The following is a 23546-nucleotide window of genomic DNA, read 5'->3' as shown; positions in this document are numbered from 1 at the left end:
CCTGTGCCATTAATTATATAAACATCAATGGTGGGAGAGTATACGAGTTGGGGAATGGGCGCGACAGGTAACTGGTAAATACAATCCGAAAAAAAACCTGCGCATCCGCGCAGGTTGGTGCAAGAGACAGGTACGAAGTGCGTACCGAATAATCTCACCAATCAATACCTCTGGGATCTTGATTGTGGTCGTCAGCAGCCAGATACGCCAGTGCGAAAACGCAAAGGAATGAACCCAAATGCAACGAGTTGTGTAAATTATCGGTTACTGTTACAGATAGGCTGAAGGTAAAAAAAAACCTGCGCATCTGCGCAGGCTGGTGTAATTCTAGTGATCAACCCGAAAGTTGATTTCACCTATCAATACCTCTGGGATCTCAACTCTAGCAATCTGCTCAGTTCCCTCACCAGCGAACAATCGCAACAGCACATCGCAAAGTGTAAGCAAAAATTAGCATTTTCTATTTTCTGTCTTACTTCACTCGTGTGCGCTCACATTTGCGACTTTCTGACAGGCAATCTGCTTGAACAGCCAGCCATTTTCCGTAACACTGACGGAATGTAAGCGTTTACCCACAACAGGTACTATCATGGCGACCATAAAGGATGTAGCCCGACTAGCTGGTGTATCAGTCGCCACCGTTTCTCGAGTGATTAATGATTCCCCTAAAGCCAGCGAAGCATCGCGCCTGGCCGTAACAAGTGCAATGGAATCACTCAGCTACCACCCCAACGCCAATGCGCGTGCGCTGGCACAACAATCCACAGAGACCATCGGTCTGGTGGTGGGAGATGTATCCGATCCATTCTTTGGGGCAATGGTTAAAGCTGTCGAGCAGGTGGCCTATAACACCGGTAATTTTTTACTGATTGGTAACGGCTACCATAACGAACAGAAGGAACGACAGGCGATTGAACAGCTCATTCGCCACCGCTGCGCAGCCCTTGTTGTCCACGCAAAAATTATCCCGGATGCTGAGCTGGCATCACTCATGAAGCAAATCCCCGGCATGGTATTGATTAACCGAATTCTGCCGGGATTCGAACAACGATGCGTTGCCCTTGATGACCGTTTCGGCGCCTGGCTCGCGACCCGACACCTCATTCAACAAGGCCATACGCGCATTGGCTATCTGTGCTCCAATCACACGATTTCAGATGCGGAAGATCGTCTGCAAGGCTATTACGACGCGCTGGCAGAGAGCAATATTCCTGTCAGCGATCGCCTGGTAACGTTTGGTGAACCGGATGAAAGCGGCGGTGAACAGGCTATGACCGAGTTACTTGGCCGTGGCAAAAACTTCACTGCGGTAGCCTGCTACAACGACTCAATGGCGGCTGGTGCCATGGGCGTATTGAATGATAACGGCATTGATGTGCCGGGAGAAATCTCGCTGATTGGTTTTGATGATGTGCTGGTTTCCCGCTACGTGCGCCCGCGTCTGACCACGGTGCGCTACCCGATCGTGACGATGGCAACCCAGGCTGCCGAACTGGCGCTCGCGCTGGCGGAGAAGCGTCCCGTGCCTGAAATTACCCACGTTTTTAACCCAACTCTGGTGCGTCGCCATTCCGTTTCGACGCTGACAGAGCCGGGGAATTCATCGTCAAACGATTAACCAGGATAGCGTTATGACTACGATGTTGGACGTTTCACGACACGCAGGCGTCTCAAAAGCGACCGTTTCGCGCGTACTGAATGGCACGGGTCAGGTAAAAGAGAGCACGCGCCAGAAAGTGTTTAAGGCCATGCAGGCACTTGATTATCGGCCTAATTTTTTAGCGCGCTCTTTGGCAAACCGCACCAGCAACAGCATTGGTCTGGTAGTTTCCACATTTGATGGATTCTACTTTGGCCGCCTGCTGCAACAGGCTTCACGCCAGACGGAATCTCACGGCAAGCAGTTGATCGTCACCGACGGCCACGACACACCAGAGCGTGAGCAGGAAGCCGTGCAAATGCTGGCGGACAGGCAGTGCGACGCCATTATTCTCTATACCCGCTATATGAGTGAAAAGGCGATTATGTCGTTGATGAACAGCATTGCTATGCCCTTGCTGGTCATCAACCGTGATGTCAGCCAGGCCCGCGATCGCGCAATTTTCTTTGAACAGGAAGACGCGGCCTATCAGGCGGTCAATTATCTGATCTCCCAGGGCCATAGCGATATTGCTTGTATCACTGTGCCAGGCCATACGCCTACCGGTAAATCACGCCTGATGGGGTATCGTAAAGCGCTGGAAAAAAACGATATTCCCTGGGATCCCGATAAGGTCAAATACGGCGACTCCACGATGACGCGAGGCTATGAGGCCTGCCGTGAACTGCTGGAGGAAGGGGTGAAATTTAGCGCCCTGTTCGCCTGTAACGATGACATGGCATTAGGCGCATCAAAAGCGTTACATCAGGCCGGGCTGAGGATCCCAACGGACGTCTCACTGTTTGGTTTTGATGATGCGCCCAGCGCCAAATGGCTGGAGCCGGGGCTGTCTACCGTATATCTACCGATTGATACAATGATAACCACGGCAATCGACCAGGCTATCCGGCTGGCCAACGGCGAGAGCGTCGAGCCAATCCCACCGTTTACCGGCAAACTGGTACTACGTGATTCGGTGACGACGGGGCCGTATTACAAATAACGTGCCGGATGGCGGCGCAAGCGCCTTATCCGGCCTACAGGCCCCGCAGTTAATATCGTAGGCCGGATAAGCGTAGCGCCATCCGGCATTTCACAACGCTGTAATCAGATTAATTCCAGCGCTAACAGCTCATCAATGGTCTGGCGACGGCGAATCAGCCGCGCCACGCCGTTATCGAACAAAACTTCCGGCAGCAGCGGGCGGCTATTGTAATTTGACGACATTGACGCGCCGTACGCCCCGGTATCATGCAGCACCAGATAATCGCCCGGCACCACCGCAGGCAACAGTCGGGTTTCCACATTTCCGCCCTCCTGCTGGGTAAACACATCGCCAGATTCGCACAGCGGCCCGGCTACCACGGTTTCCCGTTGCGCGGTGTGTTCCAGAGAGCGACCATCCCCTGCCAGCGCTGAGATATGGTGATAACTACCGTACATGGCCGGGCGCATTAGATCGTTGAAGCCCGCATCGATCAGCACAAAGTGGCGGCTCCCCATCTCTTTTACGCTACGTACCTGCGCCACTAACACACCGGCTTCCGCGACCAGAAAACGGCCTGGCTCTATCTCAAGTGCGACCGGGTGGCCCAGGTGTTTAGCAATCTGTTCACGCGCAGCGTTCCACAATCCAAAGTAGTGATCGGTATCGATCGCCTCTTCCCCTTCGCGATACGGGATTGATAAACCACCGCCCGCGGAGATCGCCTCCAGATCCTGACCAAATTCAACCACCTGGCGCACCATTGCGCCGCACACCTGCTCCAGATGGCCGTAGTCTACGCCGGAGCCAATGTGCATATGAATCCCCACCAGCTTTAACTTATAGCGCTGGATCACTTCCAGCGCCGCCGGTAGATCGCTGTACCAGATACCATGTTTGCTGTTTTCACCGCCGGTATTTGTTTTCTGACTGTGCCCATGCCCAAAGCCAGGGTTTACGCGCAGCCACACGCGATGGCCCGGCGAGACCTGACCCAGTTGTTCCAGCATATCCACCGACCCGGCATTTACCGGAATGCGCAATTCATGCACCCGCGCGAGCGTTGCTTCATCAATCATATCGGCGGTAAAGACGATTTCATCTTTCCCCGGTACAAAGCCTGCCGCCAGCGCACGTTCAATTTCGCCAAGCGAGACGGAATCTACCTTCACGCCCTGCTCGCGCATCAGGCGCAAAATATGAATATTCGAACACGCCTTCTGGGCGAAACGCACCACGTCAAACTGACTCAGTTTGGCAATCTGCGCGCGGATAATCTGCGCATCATAAACCCACACCGGGCAGCCGAATTCGGCAGGCAGGCGCAGCAGGTTGTCGGCGGTCAGGTCAGTATCTGTGCTATTGAGTGGGCGTGGCATGGTGTGCTCCGGTATTGGCTTTTTTATGATTACGCCACAGCCCGAAAAGAATAAAAAATATCGTTTTATCGTGAGTCTATGCAAAAATGATATGGACTGGTTCATTCGAGGATTGCCCATGCCCGCCGTTAACCTGCGACACATCGAAATTTTTCACGCCATCATGACGGCAGGTAATCTGACAGAAGCCGCGCGCATGCTACATACCTCGCAGCCCACCGTCAGTCGGGAACTGGCCCGATTCGAGAAAGTGCTGGGATTAACGCTGTTTGAACGCACGCGTGGCCGACTGCACCCAACCGTGCAAGGGTTACGTCTGTTTGAAGAGGTGCAACGTTCGTGGTATGGCCTTGATAGAATTGTGAGCGCCGCCGAAAGCCTGCGTGAGTTTCGCCAGGGCGAATTGTCGATTGTTTGCCTGCCGGTATTCTCACAGTCTTTTTTACCGCCGTTGCTGCAGCCATTCCTCGCACGCTATCCACAGGTCAATATTCAGATAGTGCCGCAGGAGTCACCGCTGCTGGAAGAGTGGCTGTCGGCGCAGCGCCACGATCTGGGGTTAACGGAAACGCTGCATACGCCTGCCGGAACGAAACGCACCGAATTGCTGGCGCTGGATGAAGTGTGCGTGCTGCCGCAGGGCCATCCGCTGACTAAGAAAGCGGTGTTAACGCCGCAGGATTTTCAGGGAGAAAACTACATCAGCCTGTCGCGCACCGACAGCTACCGTCAGCTACTGGATACACTGTTTAATGAGCACCAGGTGAAGCGCCGCATGGTGATTGAAACCCATAGCGCTGCTTCAATTTGTGCAATGGTGCGGGCGGGCGTTGGGATCTCGGTGGTAAACCCACTGACCGCGCTGGATTACGCCAGCAGCGGAGTCGTTATCCGCCGCTTCAGTATTTCGGTACCCTTTACAGTCAGCCTGATTCACCCACTTCATCGCCCCGCCTCGGCGCTGGTTGATGCTTTTACTGCACATCTGCAAGCCCATCTGCCGAGACTTATCGAACCGCTGGAGGCTATTTTGCATCCACAGTCGAAAGCATAAACGCCACCGCATCTTGCGCATGGATTGCCGCAGTGTCGAAAACCGGTAGTGGGCTTAGCTCGGTGGGAACCAGCAGACCAATCTCGGTACAGCCAAAGATCACCCCTTGCGCCCCCTGTTTCGCCAGTTGGTCGATGACGCCCAGGTAATAATCGCGGGAAGCCTCGCTGAATTCACCGAGACACAGCTCGTCGAAAATAATCTGGTTTATTTTCTGACGATCATCAGCTTCAGGGATCAGCGTGCTAATGCCAAATTCAGTCTGTAAACGCCCACGGTAAAAATCCTGCTCCATGGTGTAGCGCGTACCCAGTAGCGCCACGTTGCTCATTTGCTGCTTTTGTATCGCCCGCCCCGTCGCGTCGGCAATATGCAGAAACGGCACATCACAGGCGCTTTCAATCGCCTCAGCAACTTTGTGCATGGTGTTGGTACACAGCACAATTCCTTGCGCCCCGGCTTGCTGTAGCCCTATGGCGGCCTGCGCGAGGATCTCACCGGCTCGCTGCCAGTCACCGCTTGACTGACAGGCTTCAATCTCGTGAAAATCCACGCTGTGCAACAGAATCTGTGCCGAATGCAGTCCACCCAGACGCTGTTTTACCCCTTCATTAATGAGTCGATAATAAGGAATGGTAGATTCCCAGCTCATACCGCCTAACAGACCGATCGTTTTCATCATTTCCCCTGACTCGTTGTTGTCTCTCCAGTGAACCAAAGATGTGATCAACTTTCCACATCTGTTGGCGTGCATTTCTTTTTTTAATTTTCTGATATAGCTTTAATGAAACATTGTTTTAATTAATTACAGGAAGGCCGGATGTTTATTTTTCATAAAGAGACCACGCTTGACGATCTGGGCAATGGCGTTACCCGGCGCATTCTTGCTCACGGCGGTAACATGATGGCGGTTGAGGTGAACTTCGAGCAAGGCGCAATCGGCCCGATGCACAATCATCCGCACGAGCAGTTGACTTACGTGTTGTCCGGTGAGTTTGAATTTACCATTGGCGAAGAGAAACATATCGTTAGGGCGGGCGATACCCTGTATAAACAGCCCAACATTATGCATGGCTGCGTCTGCTTAAAACCGGGAACGCTGCTGGATACCTTTACCCCAATTCGCGAAGATTTTCTGCACGGGTAAGGCGCTAATAAAAAAAACCGGGTCGCGTTGACGCTTTCCCGGCCTATAAGAGACTCCACTCGCAGGCCGGATAAGGCTGAACCGCTATCCGGCATGCTTGTCTGACTTACACCCCAATATCTCTTAACTTCTCGCCTGCCATCAGCTTACGTTCGATATGCTCCAGCGTGACGTTTTTGGTTTCTGGAATCAGCCAGAACGTAATACCAATAAACACGACATTCAGCGCAGTATAGAGCCAGAACGTACCGGCGGCACCAATGCTGTCGAGCAGCGTCAGGAACGTTGCGCCAATGATCATGTTCGACACCCAGTTGGTGGTGGTGGAGCAGGTAATACCAAAATCACGGCATTTCAGTGGCTGAATTTCCGAACACAGGATCCACACCACCGGCGCGGCGCTCATCGCATAGCCTGCAATACACATCATCGTCATACCAACTGACAGCCAGGATAGCCCACTGGAAGCCGTGCCGTTATCAAACTGCATCAGACAATAACCAAGCACCAGTGTCCCGATGGCCATTACGCTGAAACCAATTTTCAGCGCCGGTTTACGTCCTGCTTTGTCGACCGTGAAGACGGCAATAAAGGTGGCGAACATAAACGTTAAGCCAACTACCAGCGTGGCAATCATCTGCTGCTCTGTGGTGGTAAAACCCGCCATTTTAAAAATGCGCGGCGCGTAGTACATGATGATGTTCATCCCGGTGAACTGCTGCATCGCCTGCAGTAACATTCCGAGGAAAACCGCGCGACGCACGTTACGGTTAATTTTAAACAGCGCCCAACCACCCTGCTTCAGCTTCAGGCTTTCACGGATTTCGTTCAGCTCATCGCGGGCTTTTTCTGACGTATCGCGCAACATGCGCAGTACTTCTTCAGCTTCGATGTGGCGACCTTTCTCCGCCAGCCAGCGCGGGCTATTGGGCAAGAAAACAACCAGAATAATCAGCAATACAGCCGGAAGCGCCAGCACGCCAAGCATAGCGCGCCAGTTACCGCTGTAGCTGAACGCGGTATCGGACAAAAAGGCCAGAACGATACCCAGCGTCACCATCAGCTGATACATACTGATCATCTTGCCACGCACGTTTTCGCTGGCCATTTCGGAGAGATAGAGCGGTGCGGTGTAAGACGCGATCCCCACCGCTACGCCCAGCACCACGCGGGCAAAAATGAGCATTTCTACGCTGGAGGCAAACGCCGAGCCCAGAGATCCGACGACGAAAAGGATCGCGCCCGCCATCAGGCTGTATTTGCGCCCCAGGCGGAATGACAACCAACCGTTAAACAGCGCACCAATTGCCGCACCCAGCATCATGCTGCTTACCACCCACTCCTGCAGGCGGCTGGTCAACACAAAGTGATCGGTGATAAAAGGCAACGCGCCAGCAATCACGCCAATATCCAGACCGAATAACAACCCTGCGACAGCCGCAGAGATAGAAACAAACATATTCATACGTCGCGTATCGCGCACTGGGCGCGGCGCTAAAGCAGCATCATTATTTATTGAGACCATTTTTTCCTGCCAGATACAGAGTAACCATGCCATTGAAAGTAAGGGATCCCTTGCAGGAAGCGTCAGGCGGGAAACGGCAAAAACATGGATTAAATAGCTACACCACATGGTTATGTGATGGATATTCCAATTTTAAAATTTACCGACAATCACTCAATTAAATTTAATTCATTGATATTAAAGAATATTAAAAACAATAAATTTATACGTATGAAATTTAATATGGAATAATTTATAACCACAATATGGATTTTAATGATCCGAATATAAAAAAACCCTGCCAGAGGGCAGGGTTTAACGGTTCTGGAAAGCGAATTAACGTGCCAGCCAGCCGCCATCTACTGCAACGGTATAGCCGTTGATATAGTCAGATGCGCTGGACGCCAGGAACACGACAGGCCCCATAAGATCGCTCGGCAGACCCCAACGACCCGCCGGAATACGATCGAGGATTTCTGCGCTACGTTGCTCATCAGCACGCAGCTGTTGAGTGTTATTCGTCGCCATGTAACCCGGTGCAATCGCGTTGACGTTGATGTTATGTTTTGCCCACTCGTTCGCCATCAGACGGGTAACGCCCATTACGCCGCTTTTAGACGCGGTGTAAGACGGCACGCGGATCCCGCCCTGGAAGGAAAGCATAGAGGCGATGTTGATAATTTTGCCGCCGTTACCCTGAGCGATAAAGTGCTTCGCCGCGGCCTGAGACATAAAGAACACGCTCTTAATGTTCAGGTTCATCACGTCATCCCAGTCTTTTTCGCTGAAGTCGATCGCATCGTCACGACGGATAAGACCCGCGTTGTTGACCAGAATATCGATATGGCCGAATTCTGCCACTGCGCGCTCCAGCAGCGCCGGAATACCATCGATTTGACGCAGATCGGCGGTCAGGCTTAAAAAACGGCGGCCCAGTGCGGTCACGCGTTCGATGGTTTCTGTCGGTTCAACAATGTTGATACCGACGATATCGCAACCTGCTTCAGCCAGACCAAGCGCCATACCCTGACCCAAACCTGTGTCACAACCGGTCACAACGGCGACTTTACCTTCAAGAGAGAATGCATTCAAAATCATTGTAAATCCTTAATTTTTTATAATGCCCGCCGCAGCAGGCACGGTTGTCGCCCGCAACTAGCGCAGATCTTTTACTGCAACATGGTCCATATCATCAAAGACCTGGTTTTCGCCGACCATGCCCCAAATGAACGTATAAGCTTTTGTGCCGACACCGGAGTGAATAGACCAGCTTGGAGAAATCACCGCCTGCTCGTTGTGCATCACAATATGACGCGTTTCCTGAGGCTGACCCATCATGTGGAAGACGCAGGTATCTTCTTCCATATTGAAGTAGAAATAGACTTCCATACGACGTTCATGGGTATGACACGGCATGGTGTTCCACAGGTTACCCGGTGCCAGTTCAGTCAGACCCATGCTCAACTGGCAGGTTTCCAGAACATCCGGCACAAAGTATTTGTTGATGGTGCGACGATTGCTGGTGAGGTTATCGCCCAATGTCACTGGCGCAACGTCTGCAGGCGTGACTTTCTTAGTTGGGTAAGTCGAGTGTGCCGGCGCGCAGTTGTAGTAAAATTTCGCCGGTTTCGCCGCATCAATACTGGCGAATACCACTTCTTTTGCCCCTTTTCCGACGTACAGCGCGTCGCGATGACCAATTTCATAGCACTGGCCGTCAACGGTAATCGTGCCCGGGCCGCCGATGTTGATCACACCCAGCTCACGACGTTCGAGGAAATAGGTTACGCCCAGCTGTTTGCCTACTTCGCCACCCACAGAGACGGTTTTGGCCACTGGCATAATACCGCCAACAATGATGCGGTCGATGTGGCTGTAGACCATGGTGTATTCATCTGCGACAAACACTTCTTCGACCAAAAACTCATTACGCAGCCCCTGAGTGTCCAGGGTTTTCGCATGCGCACTATGGATACTTTGTCTTACGTCCACATTTACCTCCAGTGATAAATTGACCGTGAATGCTTAAACGAATAGCAAAACGCTGTTCCGTTTTATCTTATGCGCTCATGATATCCCTCCCTGAATGTGTTTTCAATTATAACTAAAACGATGTTTCACTTTTTCCGCATCTTATTATCAAAAGTGTAAGTGCGATCACGCTAGCGCATATAAATCGCAAAAATGGTTTCAAGAAAATCATTTAAAACAATTAGATAGATAAAAACACAAAAGAGTAGATCATTAGTGGCAGGGATAAGATATTGAAAATACAGTCAGGCTCATACGTCGTTCACACACCTTTTCTAACAAAGTGCGCTATCAATCACATGAAATGAAACAACGTTTTGATATGTTGGCAGGGTTTAGAGTGTATGTTTCTGTAACTGGCCTTGCCCTCCTGTTGGAGGGCTTTTTTATAGATGCAGGAGAAAATCATCAGAAAAGGCATTTAAGCAGAGAAATCGAAGGGAAATTAGTCTCGTTCGATAGCGAGCGCCACGCCCTGACCACCACCAATACACAGCGTTGCCAGTCCTTTGTGCGCCCGACGCTTCACCATTTCATGTACCAGTGAAACCAGAATTCGGCAGCCAGATGCGCCAATCGGATGGCCGAGCGCAATGGCTCCGCCGTTCACATTTACCCGCCGTTCATCCCACTCCAGCATTTTCCCTACGGATAATGCCTGCGCGGCGAAGGCTTCATTAGCTTCGATAAGATCAACATCAGCCAGTTGCCAGCCCACACGCTCAAGGCAGCGGCGCGTTGCATACACTGGCGCAATCCCCATGAGCGCGGGATCGACCCCAACGCTGGCAAAGGCGCGAATACGGGCCAGTACAGGTAAGTTCAGTTCCTGCGCCTTGGCCTCACTCATCATCATCACCGCAGCGGCGCCATCGTTGATGGATGACGCGTTACCCGCCGTTACCGAACCGAGCCTGTCAAAGGTAGGATCCAGACGCGCCAGCCCCTCGGCGCTGGCATCGGTACGCGGTTGTTCGTCGGTGTCCACCACGAACGATTGCCCGTTACGCAGCGTTACCACCGGCACGATTTCATCTTTAAAACGTCCGGCATCAATTGCCATCCGCGCTTTGTGCTGCGAGTGCAGCGCGTAGGCATCCTGCAATTCTCGGCTGATTCCGTATTCTCGCGCCAGGTTTTCCGCGGTAACGCCCATGTGATAATCGTTGAAGGCATCCCACAGACCGTCATGTACCAGGCTGTCGACCAGTTGGCTGTTCCCTAGCTGTGCGCCAGTGCGGCTATCGGTAAGGACATGCGGTGCACGGCTCATATTCTCTTGTCCGCCCGCAATCACAATGTCGGCTTCGCCACACTGGATAGCCTGGGTCGCCAGATGCAGCGCTTTCAGGCCCGAGCCACAGACATCGTTAATGGTGATGGCGGAAACGGTATTGGGTAGCCCACCATTGATGGCAGACTGACGCGCCGGGTTCTGCCCGGCACCTGCGGTAAGCACCTGTCCGAGGATCACTTCATCCACAGCGTGAACGTCCACGCCCGTGCGTTCCAGTAACGCCTTGACCACCATGCTGCCTAACTCAACGGCAGAGTGGCGCGCCAGCGTCCCCTGGAAGCAGCCAATCGGTGTCCTTAATGCCCCGACGATCACAACCTCTTTCATCACTACCTCAGCGCAAAATAACACCGCAATAGTAGATGATTGTTAAAAATAGTTATCAAGGTTGTTTAAAAACGGTGATTTTTATCACAAAGGAAATTCGTATCACTTATTGGTCATCTGAACGCCACTCTGCTGCAAATGGTCACGCAACCAGCTTCCTGCCACACCAGGCGGTGATTTCTTATTCCACAACAGATCGATAGAGATAGCCTTTGGCCAGCCGGGCAGTTGTAATTGAACCAGTGGTTTTTCTGCCGCAAACTCCTCCACCAACGCACAAGGGAGCGCGCACCAGCCAAATCCCTGAACAGCCATACTCAGCAATAACAGATAGTTAGGAGCAGACCAGACGGGACCGCGCGCCACGTTGGTGCCGCTTTCCAGATAGGTATTCAGACGCAGCTCGCGCCAGGTGTGGAGTTGCTCCCACTGCAGTTTTTCTTGAGCCGCGAGCGGATGCGACGCTGCAACGTATAATCCCATCCAGGTTTGCATCGGCAGACGCGTAACACCCATGTCGGTCGGGTAATCCTCCCGCGCTTCGATCAACCCCACCTGTGCGCGTCCTTTTTGCAGCAGATCGATCACGTCTTCATCTTCGCCAATCAGGCATTCAAACTCGGTATGGGGAAACTTGCGATCAAACTGCACCATCAACTCTTCCAGCACATCCGGATGCAGCGTGTCCGAAAGCACGAAGGTCAGACGCGCTTCAGTTTCACCCGACAGCGAGATCGCCGCCTCATCGAGACGTTCGCTGGCCGTCAGAATAGCCTGCACATAGCCCAACACCCGCTTACCTTCTTCGGTCAGCGTTGGCTGGCGGGATAAGCGGTCAAACAGTGCAAAACCAAGATCGGCTTCCAGATGCGCAATGGCTGTACTGATAGTGGACTGGCTTTTACGCAGCCGCCGGGCCGCCGCAGAAAATGAACCGCAGGAAACGGTCTCCACAAATGCCGTTAATGCTTCAGGAGAATAACGCATGAGCTATCTACTTTATCGATGGATACTATCTTTTAGATATCACATAAAACGATAAAATTGCCACCATTCCGTTATCCGGGCATCAAAGAAGGTTTTAGGTTATGCAACACGATACAGTCCAACGTCGCTCGTTAGTGGAGCGTATTTTTCATGCCGTCTGCTTTGAAGGCATTGCCACCGCGATCCTTGCACCAACCACCGCATGGTTGATGCAGCGCTCGGTGCTGGAAATGGGCGGACTGACCATTCTTCTCGCCACCACGGCGATGATCTGGAATATCATTTATAACGCCCTGTTTGACCGTTTGTGGCCGTCACACCAGGTAAAACGTACGGCGAAAGTGCGAGCATTTCACGCCTTAGGTTTTGAGAGCGGTTTTATTGTGATCGGGGTGAGCATCGTGGCGTATGTGCTAAACGTCAGCCTGGTTCAGGCATTCACGCTGGAAATAGGTTTCTTCCTGTTCTTCCTGCCGTACACCATGTTCTATAACTGGGCTTATGACACGTTACGCGAGCGCGTTATGAAGCGCCGCCAGCAGCGCGTTACTGCCTGATAATTAAAATAATAGTCGGAATCTTCTCGGTTCCGGCTATTGTTCCATTCACTCGACCGATTTTTCACTCCTCCCCCAGCCCCTGCCATTTGTGGTAAATTGCGCTTCTTTTTGTTTATTTTATAGTTGATACGTTCAAATAATGTCGAAATTTTGGTCAAAAGAAGAGACTCTCTGGAGCTTCGCACTATATGGGACTGCCGTCGGCGCAGGAACCCTCTTCCTCCCCATACAGCTGGGTTCTGCAGGCGCGGTGGTATTGTTTATCACCGCTCTCGTCGCCTGGCCTTTAACCTACTGGCCGCACAAGGCGCTATGCCAGTTTATCCTGTCCTCAAAAACGTCGGCTGGTGAAGGGATCACTGGCGCAGTTACTCACTACTACGGCAAGAAGATTGGCTGCCTGATCACCACCCTCTATTTTATTGCCTTCTTTGTGGTGGTGCTGATTTACGCCGTAGCGATAACCAATTCACTCACTGAACAGCTGGCAAAACATATTACTATCGATCTGCGGATCCGCATGCTGGTCAGCTTTGGCGTGGTGCTGGTGCTGAACCTGATTTTTCTGATGGGCCGACAAGCCACTATTCGGGTCATGGGCTTTTTGGTGTTCCCGCTCATCGCATACTTTTTGTTCCTTTCGCTCTACCTGACCGGAAGCTGGCAGCCAACGCTACTCACCGGCCAGATGTCTTTCGATCAGCACACGCTTCATCAGGTTTGGATATCTATTCCCGTGATGGTTTTCGCTTTTAGCCATACGCCAATTATCTCTACGTTCGCCATCGACAGACGAGAGAAATACGGCGAGCAGGCCATGGGTAAATGCAAAAAAATCATGAAGGTAGCCTACGTCATCATCTGCCTGAGCGTACTGTTTTTCGTCTTCAGCTGTTTGCTTTCGATTCCGACAAACTATATCGAAGACGCGAAAAATGAAGGCGTGACGATTCTTTCCGCGCTGTCGATGATGCCAAACGCGCCGGCATGGCTGTCGATTTCCGGGATCATCGTTGCCGTCGTAGCGATGTCAAAATCGTTCCTCGGCACCTACTTTGGCGTCATTGAAGGGGCAACGGAGGTAGTAAAAACGTCGTTGCATCAGGTGGGTGTGAAGAAAAGCCGGGCATTTAACCGCGCTCTGTCCATCATGCTGGTCTCGGCTATCACGTTTATCATCTGCTGCATTAACCCTAATGCCATTTCAATGATTTACGCGATAAGCGGCCCGCTGATTGCCATGATTCTGTTTATCATGCCGACATTATCTACCTATCTGATCCCGGCGCTGAAACCGTACCGTTCAGTGGGTAATCTGATCACCCTGATTGTCGGTCTGCTGTGCGTATCTGTGATGTTTTTTGGCTAGAACGTGTTGTTTAACGGCTCATTCCATTACGTGGATGAGCCGTTAAACTGACTTATTTGATGTACGAATCCAGTACTTTCAGGATCACATCCAAATCTTCTTCACGCTTAATTTCATCGCCCTGATGCACAATGTGCTCGGTCAGATGACCTTTAATCACTTCACGCATTAATCCGTTTACCGCCCCGCGGATTGCCGCTATTTGCTGCAATACCGCCGCACATTCATGCGGTTCATCCAGCATGGTTTTCAACGCCGCTACTTGCCCCTGAATCTTGCTGATTCGGGCTTTCAGCTTTTGTTTGTCGCGGATCGTATGTGACATAACTTTACCTTTTTAACGTCTGGCTGTAGGGACAATACCATCGACATTCTACTGGGGGGTAGTATTTGATACTGGGGGGGAGTAGAATCAGACGAAATTAAACAACTAAGAATCATTCTCATGGGTGAGTTTTCTACGCTTCTTCAGCAAGGCAACGCCTGGTTTTTCATTCCCAGCGCGATTCTACTGGGTGTGTTACACGGCCTGGAGCCGGGGCATTCCAAGACGATGATGGCGGCCTTTATTATTGCCATTAAGGGGACCATCAAACAGGCGGTGATGCTGGGGCTGGCAGCAACGCTGTCGCATACCGCCGTAGTTTGGTTGATTGCGCTCGGTGGCATGTATATCAGCAAAGCGTTTACCGCCCAGGCCGTTGAGCCCTGGCTGCAATTTATCTCGGCGATAATTATTCTCGGGACCGCATTCTGGATGTTCTGGCGAACCTGGCAGGGAGAGCAGAACTGGCTGGCCCAGACGCATCACGACCACGATCACGGGCATCACCACCACCATGATCATGACGACCATCATCATGACCACGATGACGATCATCACCATCACCATCACCATCACCATCACGAACACGAGCATAATCACGACCATGCCGCACTGGCAGGACTCACCGAAGGCTCGAAAGAGTATCAGGATGCCCACGAACGGGCGCATGCCACCGATATTCAGCGCCGCTTTGCGGGCAAAGAGGTCACCAACGGCCAAATATTATTGTTCGGTCTGACCGGCGGGCTTATCCCGTGTCCAGCCGCCATTACGGTGCTGCTGATTTGCATCCAGCTCAAAGCCTTCACGCTGGGTGCCACCATGGTGCTGTGCTTTAGCCTCGGGCTGGCACTGACGCTGGTAACGGTGGGCGTGGGAGCGGCAATCAGCGTGCAGCAGGCGGCCAAACGCTGGAGCGGATTTAACACGATGGCACGCAAAGCCCCCTATTTTTCCAGTGTGCTCATTGCGATGGTCGGTTTATATATGGGGATTCACGGCTATATGGGGATCGTCGGTTAACACTAAGAGAGCGCAGCAGCGATTGCCGCTGCGCGTAAAACCAGGCTAGCTTTCGACATTGCCCCACACCAGTTGCCCTTTATGGAAGGTCGCGGTGCGTGGAGAAATTCGCGCGACCGCTTCCGCCGAACAGGAGGCATCCACCAGCACAAAGCTGGCTTCATCCTGCGCTTTCGGCCAAACGCGCTCACCTTTTTCGTTAAGCGGCAACACATCGCCGGTGGCGAGGAACAACGCCCGCGACAGGTTAAGTTCGTTGGGGCGAATATAGAGCTGCGCGTACAGATTTGCCTTTTCCAGCATGTCGCCCAGCCCGTACGGCGACCAGTGATCAATTACGCTGTCGGTTCCGGTAATCACTTCCACGCCTTTATCGCGCAGCTGCTTGAGCGGCATGTGCAAGGTACCGATCGGCACCGTCGAGGCAATGGTAATCTGCTGCGTCGCCATGCGGCCCGCCAACGTGTCTACCTGCTGTTCGTTCAACGTTGCCAGTGCAAACGCGTGGCTGATGGTCAGTTTGCCCTTTAACTGCGGCGTTTTCTCCACCGTCTCCACCATGTAATTCACCGCCGCCACGCCTGCCGGACTGGTTTCATGCAGATGGATATCTACGCCTTTATCGTAATCCAGCGCAATCTGGAACATGGTGTCGAGGGATTTTTCCATCGCCCCATCGACGCTGGTTGGGTCCAGACCGCCGACGTAATGCGCTCCCGCCTGCATCGCTTCGCGCATCAGCGGTTCAGATTTTGATAACAGCAGGCCATGCTGCGGAAATGCCACGATTTCACAGGCAAAACCCGGCTGACGACGCGCCAGTACCGCCTGCAGGTTTTCGAGGTTTTTCAGCCCGGAAACCGGTTCTATGTTGCAGTGGCTGCGGGCGATCGAGGTGCCTTTTGATTGCAGCAGATCGATCAGCTTTTCTGCGCGCTCCTGCGTATAAGGCTGGAGTTCAGGCAGCAGCTTTTGTTCCAGGCGGATCATATCCTGAATAGTGGTGCCAGCCGGGCGGTTCAGCGAACGCCAGGGACCGCCGTAAAAGGTTTTATCCAGATGGATGTGCATGTCGCGCATGGCGGGCAGCATCAGCTTTCCACCCGCATCGTAGTGCGGCAGCGTCGCATCCGGATGCTGCTTATTCTCGCGCAGCGCAACGATTTTTCCGTCCTGGATTTCAACGGTTTGCAGCGCGGTACGGGTATGCACCACCACTGAGTTTTCGTAATCAAAGCCCGCTTCCAGCAGGACGTTATCCAGGTAATAGTGTTTATCGTTAATCGTCATTGTGCTCTTCGACCCGCAGGTGTTCCCGACAGGATTAGCAGCATACGCGACCGGAGCGACCGCGCCAAACAGCGCGGCAGCGGTCACCATTTTTCCGCTCTGGCTTAAAAATTCACGGCGGCTGTTACTTTCCTTCATTCACGTCTCCTCTCAGGAATGGACAATATGGGTGCCCGTTTCGCCGCGCAGTGCGGCGGGCAGGCATTCCGGCGTGGTGATGATCACTCGTTTACCGCCACGCTCCAGAAACGTCAGGCTGGCAACGATCTTGGGTAACATGCTGCCAGGCGGGAAATGTCCCTCGTGCATGTAACGGGTCATCGTTGCGACATCCACCGTATCCAGCGCCTGCTGGTTGGGTTTGCCAAAATGGATACAAACCTGCTCGACGCCGGTGGTGATCACCAGAATGTCGGCGCGGATCTCCTGTGCCAACAGCGCCGTGGAGAGATCTTTATCAATCACCGCGTCCACGCTCTGGTAATCCCCTTGATCGCTACGCACCACCGGGATCCCGCCGCCGCCCGCGCCAATCACCACAAAGCCTTGCTGGGTCAGCGTTTTGATCGCCTCCGCCTCGACAATGCGCTTCGGTTGTGGAGAGGCGACTACCCGACGGTAGCCGCGCCCCGAATCCTCAACAAAGCGCCAGCCCGGATTGACCCGCTGCAGTTCATCACGCTGCGCTTCGCTAAAGAACGCCCCGATGGGCTTGGTCGGATTAGCGAAGCCCGGATCGTTTTTGTCGACCTCCACTTGCGTTACTACCGTAACTGCCTTCTGCTCACCGCGCCGCGCCAGGCGGTTATTCAGCGCCTGTTGGATCAGATAACCGATACCGCCCTGCGTATCGGCAACGCAGTTTGCCAGCGGGGTAAGCGGCAGCCCTTCACGCTCGTGCGCGATTTCCGCACGCCGCAGATCCAGCCCTACCTGTGGCCCGTTACCGTGCGTCAGCACAATGTTGTAGTCCGATGCCAGCATCTCCAGCACCGTATCCGCTACCGCTTTCACCGCTTCAGCCTGGTGTTCAATCGACTGGCTGGCGTTATCTTTGATAATGCTGTTGCCGCCAATGGCAACGACCACAAGTTCTTTCATAGTGTTATCTTCCGCTTGCAGGCAATTCAGGTCGTTTTCGTCGGTTCCTGCTCAGGCGCAGTCACCGCTTCACGGCTATCCAGAACATGCTTAAGGACAAACATTCCGCTCATCATGAGGTAGGCCACAACAAACATCATCGAGCTGCCTTCCGCAAAGCCAACCGCAGGGGAGTGAATCACGCCAAACAGCGATAACAGCGCGCCAAAGGCTGCGGCAATCGCGCCGCGCAGCGGCTTGTTCATAATGGCGAAGATAGCGACGCAGCCCCACAGCATGCTGGCCAGCGGTGCGCCGCTTCCCAGATGCACCAGTCCGTCGTAATAGACACCTTTGCTGTGCAGCAAGTCGCTACCCAGTTTCCCCGCGGATGTTCCGGCAGCGCCCATCACGCTGTTGACGATGGTCAATGCCCAGTTGGCAATCCACGGGAAAAGACAGATGAAGATGACGGGAACCTCGACTTTGGGCGTTTCTCGCACCACCTGGTTGGCGGTCACCACGCCGATAAACACCAGAATCGGCACTATCGCGGTCATCGGAATAATGGCGAGCATAAACGCCCCCAGCCCAAACAGCGGCACCAGGAACATGGTGATGCCTGAAGCGAGGGTATAGCCGATGCTGGCGCCCATCGCTTTCCAGCCCGCATGCCCAACATATACGGTCACCGGGAACGGGTTACCCAGCATGCAGCCGAGCATGGAAGCAAAGCCGTTCGCCATCATGACCTTACGGGTGTTGTACTCATCGCCCGCCGCGTGCGCACTTTCAATGTTCTCAAGGTCAAAAATATAGTTCGCCAGGCCCAAAGGAACTGCAGAAGCCAGATACGGTAGTGCGTGCGGTAAACCTTGCAGGAAGCTGTCGACATGAATTTCCGGCGGGTTGAAGCCAAAGGAAGACATCGACGCTTTAATGGCTTCCGGGCTTTGTAAACCGGAGATCCATGCCAGGGCCGTACCGGCAATCAGCAGCAGCAAACCGGTAGGAATACGAGCAAAAATCGGCTTCTTACCGAACCAGTTAATGAAGATCAGCAACAGGACGATGAAAGAGACGGTCGGCGCTTCGAATGCCTGCAGCATCGGGTTCATCGCCAGCAGCAACAGCCCCAGGCCGGACAGACAAGAAAGCAGTACCGTACGTGGGATCATCTTGCGGATGGTCTCGCCCAGGAAGGAGCCACCGACCAGGATCAACGCTTCGACAAAGCACCACACCAGCGCGATTTGGATAGCGAAGTTGGCATCTTTGGTTTGCTGATATACCGGCATCAGCACCAGGAAAGTTACGGTAAAGATTGACGGTGCGCTTGGTCCGGACGGCAACGCCGTTACGTCGTTACGCCCGGTGTGCTTTGCCATCTGCAGGCCAAACCAGGCGTAGCAGACGCTGGCCACCAGCACCGCCAGACCAAAGGCAGGCGCAATGCGACCATAGACAATTTCGGTAGGGATCCCGACGACAAAAATGAGTAGTCCCATCATTGTCAGCAGGTTAGTCAGGTTGTTGGTCATCAGCCCAAAGTAAGCCGCCCAGTCACCACGTTTCCATTCTAGTTTTATGCTGTTCATGGAATATCCTTAACAGGTTAAGCATCGTTTGCGATCGCGGAGATCGCCCAGCCCTGCAGGTAAGCAACGTTTTTCGCTTCGCTACTGTGGGGCTAACCGCGTTAGCCCCGGTTATTGTTATTGGCAGTAGCGGTCGCGCCAGTTGAGGATCGCCTTTTCAAAACAGGCGAACGGCGGGTGAACTATTCCGGCGCCGATCATGCCGATCCCCGCGTCTTTGTGCGCAATGGCGGTGTTGATCACCGGCAGAATGCCGGTGCTGCCCACGCGCGTAATATCGATAGCGGTCGGTACGCCCATAAAACCAAGCAGCGGAATGGTGACGTTGGGGTTTTCGCCAAGAGTGATTTCACGCATCTGGCGCGAGAAATCAACCGCCTCCTCGACCGTACCGCCCACCAGTGCCACGATGGCCGGCGCCGTCGCCATAGCGAAACCGCCAATGCCGTAGGTTTCGGTAATCGCGCTATCGCCGATATCACGTCCGGAATCTTCCGGCTTGTAGCCCGCAAACATCGGTCCAATCACCTGCTGCGCCGGGCCAGTAAACCACTGGCCCGGTAAGCCGCTAATGCGCAGACCGAACTCAACGCCATTGCGCGCCATCGTCGTCACCACGGTGCTGTATTCAATGCCGTGTGCAGCGTCCATTGCAGCTTTACACATCGCCATCCAGGTCGGTCCGGAGAAGTAATCACTACTAAGGACGAACTCGAACACCTCACGTTGCTGCTCAACCGGATAACCGGTCTGAATAATCCACGGCGTCAGCGCCTGAATCAGCAGCGCCGTCCCGGCGTTGTTGCGGTTATGGCACTCATCACCCATGTGCAGCGCCTGCGCCAGCATCAGACGCAGATCGATTTCGCCCGCCAGCTTCATAGCGTCGCGCAGCATCGGTCCCAGCACATCGCGCATCCAGTGCAAACGATCGATAACGCTCTGATCGTTCGCGCCCATGCGCAGGATCTTCGCCATCTGCTCGCTCATATTGGTATATGCGCGGTTGCCATAGGTTTTGTTCTCGACGATGTGCATAAACATCGATGCCGATGTCACGCCCGCCATCGAGCCGACACAGTCATGCTCGTGGCACGGAGAGAAGATGATTTCACCCGAGGCGGCCAGTTCCGCGGCTTCATCCAGATCTTTCGCCAGCCCTTCAAAGACCAGCGCCCCGGTTACCGCCCCCTTCATTGCGCCGCACATTTTTTCCCAGCGGATTGGCGGCCCGGCGTGCAGGATGGTGTTACGGGTCATGCCCGGCACGACGTTGATCGCCTGGTCATAGCCAATCAGCACCGGATGCGACTGGATAATACGTTCCAGCGCCTGCTGGTTAGCGGCCGCGATTTTGTCTGCCAGCGGCGAATCGGCAATATCGTCCAGCGCGGCCACGACCTGCATGTTGCCCTGCCCCGGCGGCGTCCAGTCGAGCTGGGTCACCGGTATGTTCTGCTTTTTCAGGTCATCGCTGAACATTGCGATGCCAACGTTAATCACGTTCAGCGGCTGGTTAAACAGTGTCTGGCTCATCAGGCTTCCTCCCCTTTACAGATAAATTCACGCGCCAGCAATCCGGTGTTGGTGCTACTGCTCGCCCAGATAACCCCGGCGTCGGTCAGCATCTGACACTGTTTTTCCAGCGACGGCGTATCAAGATCGGTTCCCAGCACATAGCCGAGGATCTCAAGCGGACGACCGTCTGCGGCGGCGATCGCTTTGGCTTCAACGATCGCATCGAGCATCACGCCAACCGGATCTTCATGTGATCCAAATCCAAGGACGAAGTCCATCACGATCACGCCAACTTCAGGATCGCGCGCTTCCTGCAACAGACGACTAATGCGGTTGGTGGGATCGATCATCGGGTGCGGTTTGCCATTGGTAAAATCGTCATCACCGAAATCCAGGAAGGTATGCGCCACGCTGCGGTTGAGATCTTTCAGGCGGAACGCCGGATCCGGATGAATGTTGCTGTAAACTTCGGCATGTTTTTCCATGGCAGCAAACATCGCCTCATCGCACAACGTGCCGCCACAGAACAAGCCACGGATGTACTTTTGTTGCGGGGTCAGACGGGCGCGAACCTCTTCAATCAGCGGCCAGTTGAGCGGATGCAGATCCAGACTCTCTTTTTTCACGCCGGTCAGCAGTACCGCTTTCAACGCCGCCTCTTTAGTACCGCGGGCAAACTGCAGGCCTTTTTCATCCGCAGGCGCGGCTTCACGTCCGAGGAAACACACCACCACGGGCTTATGACAGGCGCGTGCACGTTCCAGCACCTTGTGCGCCACCGCTGGCGCAGGCGGTTTTGAGATAAGTGCGATGATCTCAGTTTGCGGATCGGCCTCCAGCATGCCAATCGCGTCAAGCATCATCAGGCCGCCAATCTTTTCGCTAAGATCGCGTCCACCAGTGCCAATTAGCTGGGAAATCCCGCCGCCAAATTCGTGAATGCGTACGCTCAGCTCCTGGCTGCCGGTACCGGAGGCACCAATAATTCCGATGTTGCCGCGACGCACCGCGTTGCCAAAACACAGCGCCGCACCGTTAATGATGGCGGTTCCGCAATCTGGCCCCATCATTAACAGCCCTTTTTCATGCGCCAGCTGCTTAAGCGCCAGTTCGTCCTCAAGAGAGACGTTGTCAGAGAACAGCATCACGTTGAGGTTATTTTGCAGCGCCTGACGCGCTTCACGCGCGGCAAACAGGCCATTGACCGAGATCACCGCCAGATTGCTGTCAGGAACATGCTTCTTCGCGCTGGCAAGCGTGGCATAGTGCGCTTCATGCTGGCCACCCTGCTCTTTATGCGTAAACAGATCGTCAATCGCCACCAGCGTCTGGTCGTTCGCCGCCTCGCTGGCACCTTTAATGACAATCATCAGATCGCCACTTTTCGCCTCTTCCAGCTCAGGCGTCAGCAGGCCGAGATTCTTCAGCACGCCCTTATTCATTTCTGTCGCCATAGCCACGAATGCCTGCTCAACGCCATCGAGCTTATTTGCGCGCGTAGAGATAGACATCAGTGAGACAGAATCAAAATACGTGTTCTTTTTAACAACTATCCTGATCGACATAATTCCCTCCGGACCTGTGGCTCAGGGCGCAGGCATCCGCCATGCCATACAGCATGTCGCAGCCAGAACTTGAGCCGATATTTTTAATGTCAGTAATATATTGCGTAGAAACGGGTTGTTGCTCAGTAATAAATTGGTTCAGCAGCCGTCCGATGCTTTCCCGATAACGCTGATTAAATGCTTCCTCTAGCGTTATTTTGCTGAGTAGCGTTGTATTATTTCCGGCACATTGTAATGCTGCTAAAAAATCGTCTCGATATTTCCTCAGCGGATGTCCGGGAATAAATAAAATGGTGCTTAAACCTACTAAATAATCATCCGATGAGGGCGTCAGCCCTATCCCCAAACCAATTAAATGGCTGACCGCCGTAGTAATATTTTCTCCTGTACGCAACGCCGTCAGTAATGTTTGTCGGCGGTTGAGTAATTGACGGGTGATTTCCTGATAAAACGGATTGTCACCCCGGTACAGAAATAATGTGTCGTCGCTTTTTAGCTGTTGGCGGATAACCTCTTCCCAATGCTGCCAGCCGACTGCGGCAAGGCTTGCTGCATCAGATGTCCACCGTGGTATTCGCCACAGCAGGCAACCTGCGGTTTCTATCCATTTATCATTGCCAACAACTATTCCCGACCCGCTAAAACTGACCCGCTCACCGGGGTGAAACAGGTCTTCACAATGCGTCAGCGCCACCCGACAGCTGTTAGGTGCGTTATCACAATCTTCACTCAGTAACGTCAACATCCGCTGCTGTTCGGGTATCAACAGGTTTACCGCGTGGGAAAAAACCTGTTCAACCCGTCCCGTTCCCCGGAAAGTGAGAAACGCGCCGTCTGCGGTTAGCGCCCGTACGCATCGCCGTGATGG

The 23546-nt window shown here is 53.4% G+C and carries 21 protein-coding genes; 7 read left to right on the top strand and 14 right to left on the bottom strand.

What is annotated here, in order from left to right; all coding sequences use genetic code 11:
- The first annotated feature begins 589 nt into the window (after positions 1-589).
- Positions 590-1618, top strand: a complete 1029-nt coding sequence (gene galR, locus IB222_RS04450; RefSeq protein WP_003033945.1) for an HTH-type transcriptional regulator GalR — start codon at positions 590-592, stop codon at positions 1616-1618.
- 13 nt (positions 1619-1631) lie between these two features.
- Positions 1632-2642 carry a LacI family DNA-binding transcriptional regulator gene (locus IB222_RS04445; protein ID WP_003825591.1) on the top strand — a complete coding sequence of 337 codons (1011 nt, stop codon included), beginning with the start codon at positions 1632-1634 and terminating at the stop codon, positions 2640-2642.
- Positions 2643-2746: 104 nt separating this feature from the next.
- Here the strand turns inward: IB222_RS04445 and lysA are convergent, their stop codons facing one another.
- Positions 2747-4003, bottom strand: a complete 1257-nt coding sequence (gene lysA, locus IB222_RS04440; protein ID WP_148361509.1) for a diaminopimelate decarboxylase — start codon at positions 4001-4003, stop codon at positions 2747-2749.
- Positions 4004-4121: 118 nt separating this feature from the next.
- Between lysA and IB222_RS04435 the strand changes: the two genes are divergently transcribed.
- Positions 4122-5057, top strand: a complete 936-nt coding sequence (locus IB222_RS04435; protein WP_148361508.1) for a LysR family transcriptional regulator — start codon at positions 4122-4124, stop codon at positions 5055-5057.
- Here the strand turns inward: IB222_RS04435 and IB222_RS04430 are convergent.
- Positions 5029-5736, bottom strand: a complete 708-nt coding sequence (locus IB222_RS04430; protein ID WP_148362658.1) for an aspartate/glutamate racemase — start codon at positions 5734-5736, stop codon at positions 5029-5031. The genes IB222_RS04435 and IB222_RS04430 overlap by 29 nt on opposite strands.
- Positions 5737-5877: 141 nt before the next feature.
- Between IB222_RS04430 and IB222_RS04425 the strand changes: the two genes are divergently transcribed.
- Positions 5878-6204 (top strand): cupin domain-containing protein, encoded by a 327-nt coding sequence (locus IB222_RS04425; RefSeq protein ID WP_003825583.1) that lies wholly within the window; start codon positions 5878-5880, stop codon positions 6202-6204.
- A 106-nt stretch (positions 6205-6310) separates the two neighbouring features.
- On the opposite strand, the gene araE is transcribed toward IB222_RS04425, so the two are convergent.
- The 5 genes from araE to IB222_RS04400 all read right to left on the bottom strand — a co-directional run bounded on the left by araE (position 6311) and on the right by IB222_RS04400 (position 12350).
- Complete coding sequence (gene araE / locus IB222_RS04420) at positions 6311-7729, bottom strand: arabinose-proton symporter AraE (protein ID WP_003033926.1); 1419 nt, start codon at positions 7727-7729, stop codon at positions 6311-6313.
- Between the two features lie 315 nt (positions 7730-8044).
- Entirely contained in the window at positions 8045-8806 is a 762-nt protein-coding gene (gene kduD, locus IB222_RS04415) for a 2-dehydro-3-deoxy-D-gluconate 5-dehydrogenase KduD (protein WP_003033923.1), read from the bottom strand.
- Between the two features lie 57 nt (positions 8807-8863).
- The gene (gene kduI, locus IB222_RS04410; protein WP_003825578.1) at positions 8864-9700 is read right to left on the bottom strand and encodes a 5-dehydro-4-deoxy-D-glucuronate isomerase; all 837 of its coding nucleotides are present in this window, start codon (positions 9698-9700) and stop codon (positions 8864-8866) included.
- 484 nt (positions 9701-10184) lie between these two features.
- Complete coding sequence (locus IB222_RS04405) at positions 10185-11363, bottom strand: acetyl-CoA C-acetyltransferase (protein ID WP_003825576.1); 1179 nt, start codon at positions 11361-11363, stop codon at positions 10185-10187.
- Positions 11364-11465: 102 nt separating this feature from the next.
- Complete coding sequence (locus IB222_RS04400; RefSeq protein WP_149385075.1) at positions 11466-12350, bottom strand: LysR family transcriptional regulator; 885 nt, start codon at positions 12348-12350, stop codon at positions 11466-11468.
- A gap of 101 nt (positions 12351-12451) precedes the next feature.
- On the opposite strand from IB222_RS04400, the gene IB222_RS04395 reads away from it, so the two are divergent.
- Together IB222_RS04395 and IB222_RS04390 are read left to right on the top strand one after the other, a co-directional pair.
- Positions 12452-12907, top strand: a complete 456-nt coding sequence (locus IB222_RS04395) for a multidrug/biocide efflux PACE transporter (RefSeq protein WP_149385076.1) — start codon at positions 12452-12454, stop codon at positions 12905-12907.
- 142 nt (positions 12908-13049) lie between these two features.
- Positions 13050-14279 carry an amino acid permease gene (locus tag IB222_RS04390; RefSeq protein WP_149385077.1) on the top strand — a complete coding sequence of 410 codons (1230 nt, stop codon included), beginning with the start codon at positions 13050-13052 and terminating at the stop codon, positions 14277-14279.
- A 52-nt stretch (positions 14280-14331) separates the two neighbouring features.
- On the opposite strand, the gene rcnR is transcribed toward IB222_RS04390, so the two are convergent.
- Positions 14332-14604 (bottom strand): Ni(II)/Co(II)-binding transcriptional repressor RcnR, encoded by a 273-nt coding sequence (rcnR, locus tag IB222_RS04385; protein ID WP_149385078.1) that lies wholly within the window; start codon positions 14602-14604, stop codon positions 14332-14334.
- Positions 14605-14724: 120 nt separating this feature from the next.
- On the opposite strand from rcnR, the gene IB222_RS04380 reads away from it, so the two are divergent.
- Positions 14725-15627: a nickel/cobalt efflux protein RcnA gene (locus IB222_RS04380; protein ID WP_149385079.1), complete on the top strand. Its 903-nt coding sequence runs from the start codon at positions 14725-14727 to the stop codon at positions 15625-15627.
- Positions 15628-15672: 45 nt separating this feature from the next.
- On the opposite strand, the gene IB222_RS04375 is transcribed toward IB222_RS04380, so the two are convergent.
- The 6 genes from IB222_RS04375 to IB222_RS04350 all read right to left on the bottom strand — a co-directional run bounded on the left by IB222_RS04375 (position 15673) and on the right by IB222_RS04350 (position 23444).
- A complete protein-coding gene (locus tag IB222_RS04375) occupies positions 15673-17055 on the bottom strand; it encodes an amidohydrolase family protein (protein WP_063940928.1) in 1383 nt (460 codons plus the stop codon).
- A 12-nt stretch (positions 17056-17067) separates the two neighbouring features.
- Positions 17068-18018, bottom strand: a complete 951-nt coding sequence (locus tag IB222_RS04370; RefSeq protein ID WP_148361507.1) for a carbamate kinase family protein — start codon at positions 18016-18018, stop codon at positions 17068-17070.
- Between the two features lie 26 nt (positions 18019-18044).
- Entirely contained in the window at positions 18045-19595 is a 1551-nt protein-coding gene (locus tag IB222_RS04365) for a hypothetical protein (protein WP_003825560.1), read from the bottom strand.
- Positions 19596-19712: 117 nt separating this feature from the next.
- Positions 19713-21131: a DUF1116 domain-containing protein gene (locus tag IB222_RS04360; protein ID WP_063940925.1), complete on the bottom strand. Its 1419-nt coding sequence runs from the start codon at positions 21129-21131 to the stop codon at positions 19713-19715.
- A complete protein-coding gene (gene fdrA, locus IB222_RS04355; protein ID WP_063940924.1) occupies positions 21131-22678 on the bottom strand; it encodes an acyl-CoA synthetase FdrA in 1548 nt (515 codons plus the stop codon). The genes IB222_RS04360 and fdrA overlap by 1 nt, the downstream gene beginning before the upstream one ends.
- Positions 22656-23444 carry a DUF2877 domain-containing protein gene (locus IB222_RS04350; RefSeq protein ID WP_148361506.1) on the bottom strand — a complete coding sequence of 263 codons (789 nt, stop codon included), beginning with the start codon at positions 23442-23444 and terminating at the stop codon, positions 22656-22658. Before IB222_RS04350 ends, fdrA begins: the two co-directional genes overlap by 23 nt.
- Positions 23445-23546 lie beyond the last annotated feature (102 nt).

This window comes from Citrobacter sp. C13 (assembly GCF_014596815.2).
GTDB lineage: Bacteria > Pseudomonadota > Gammaproteobacteria > Enterobacterales > Enterobacteriaceae > Citrobacter > Citrobacter portucalensis.
This window is presented reverse-complemented; position numbering and strand designations above follow the sequence as displayed.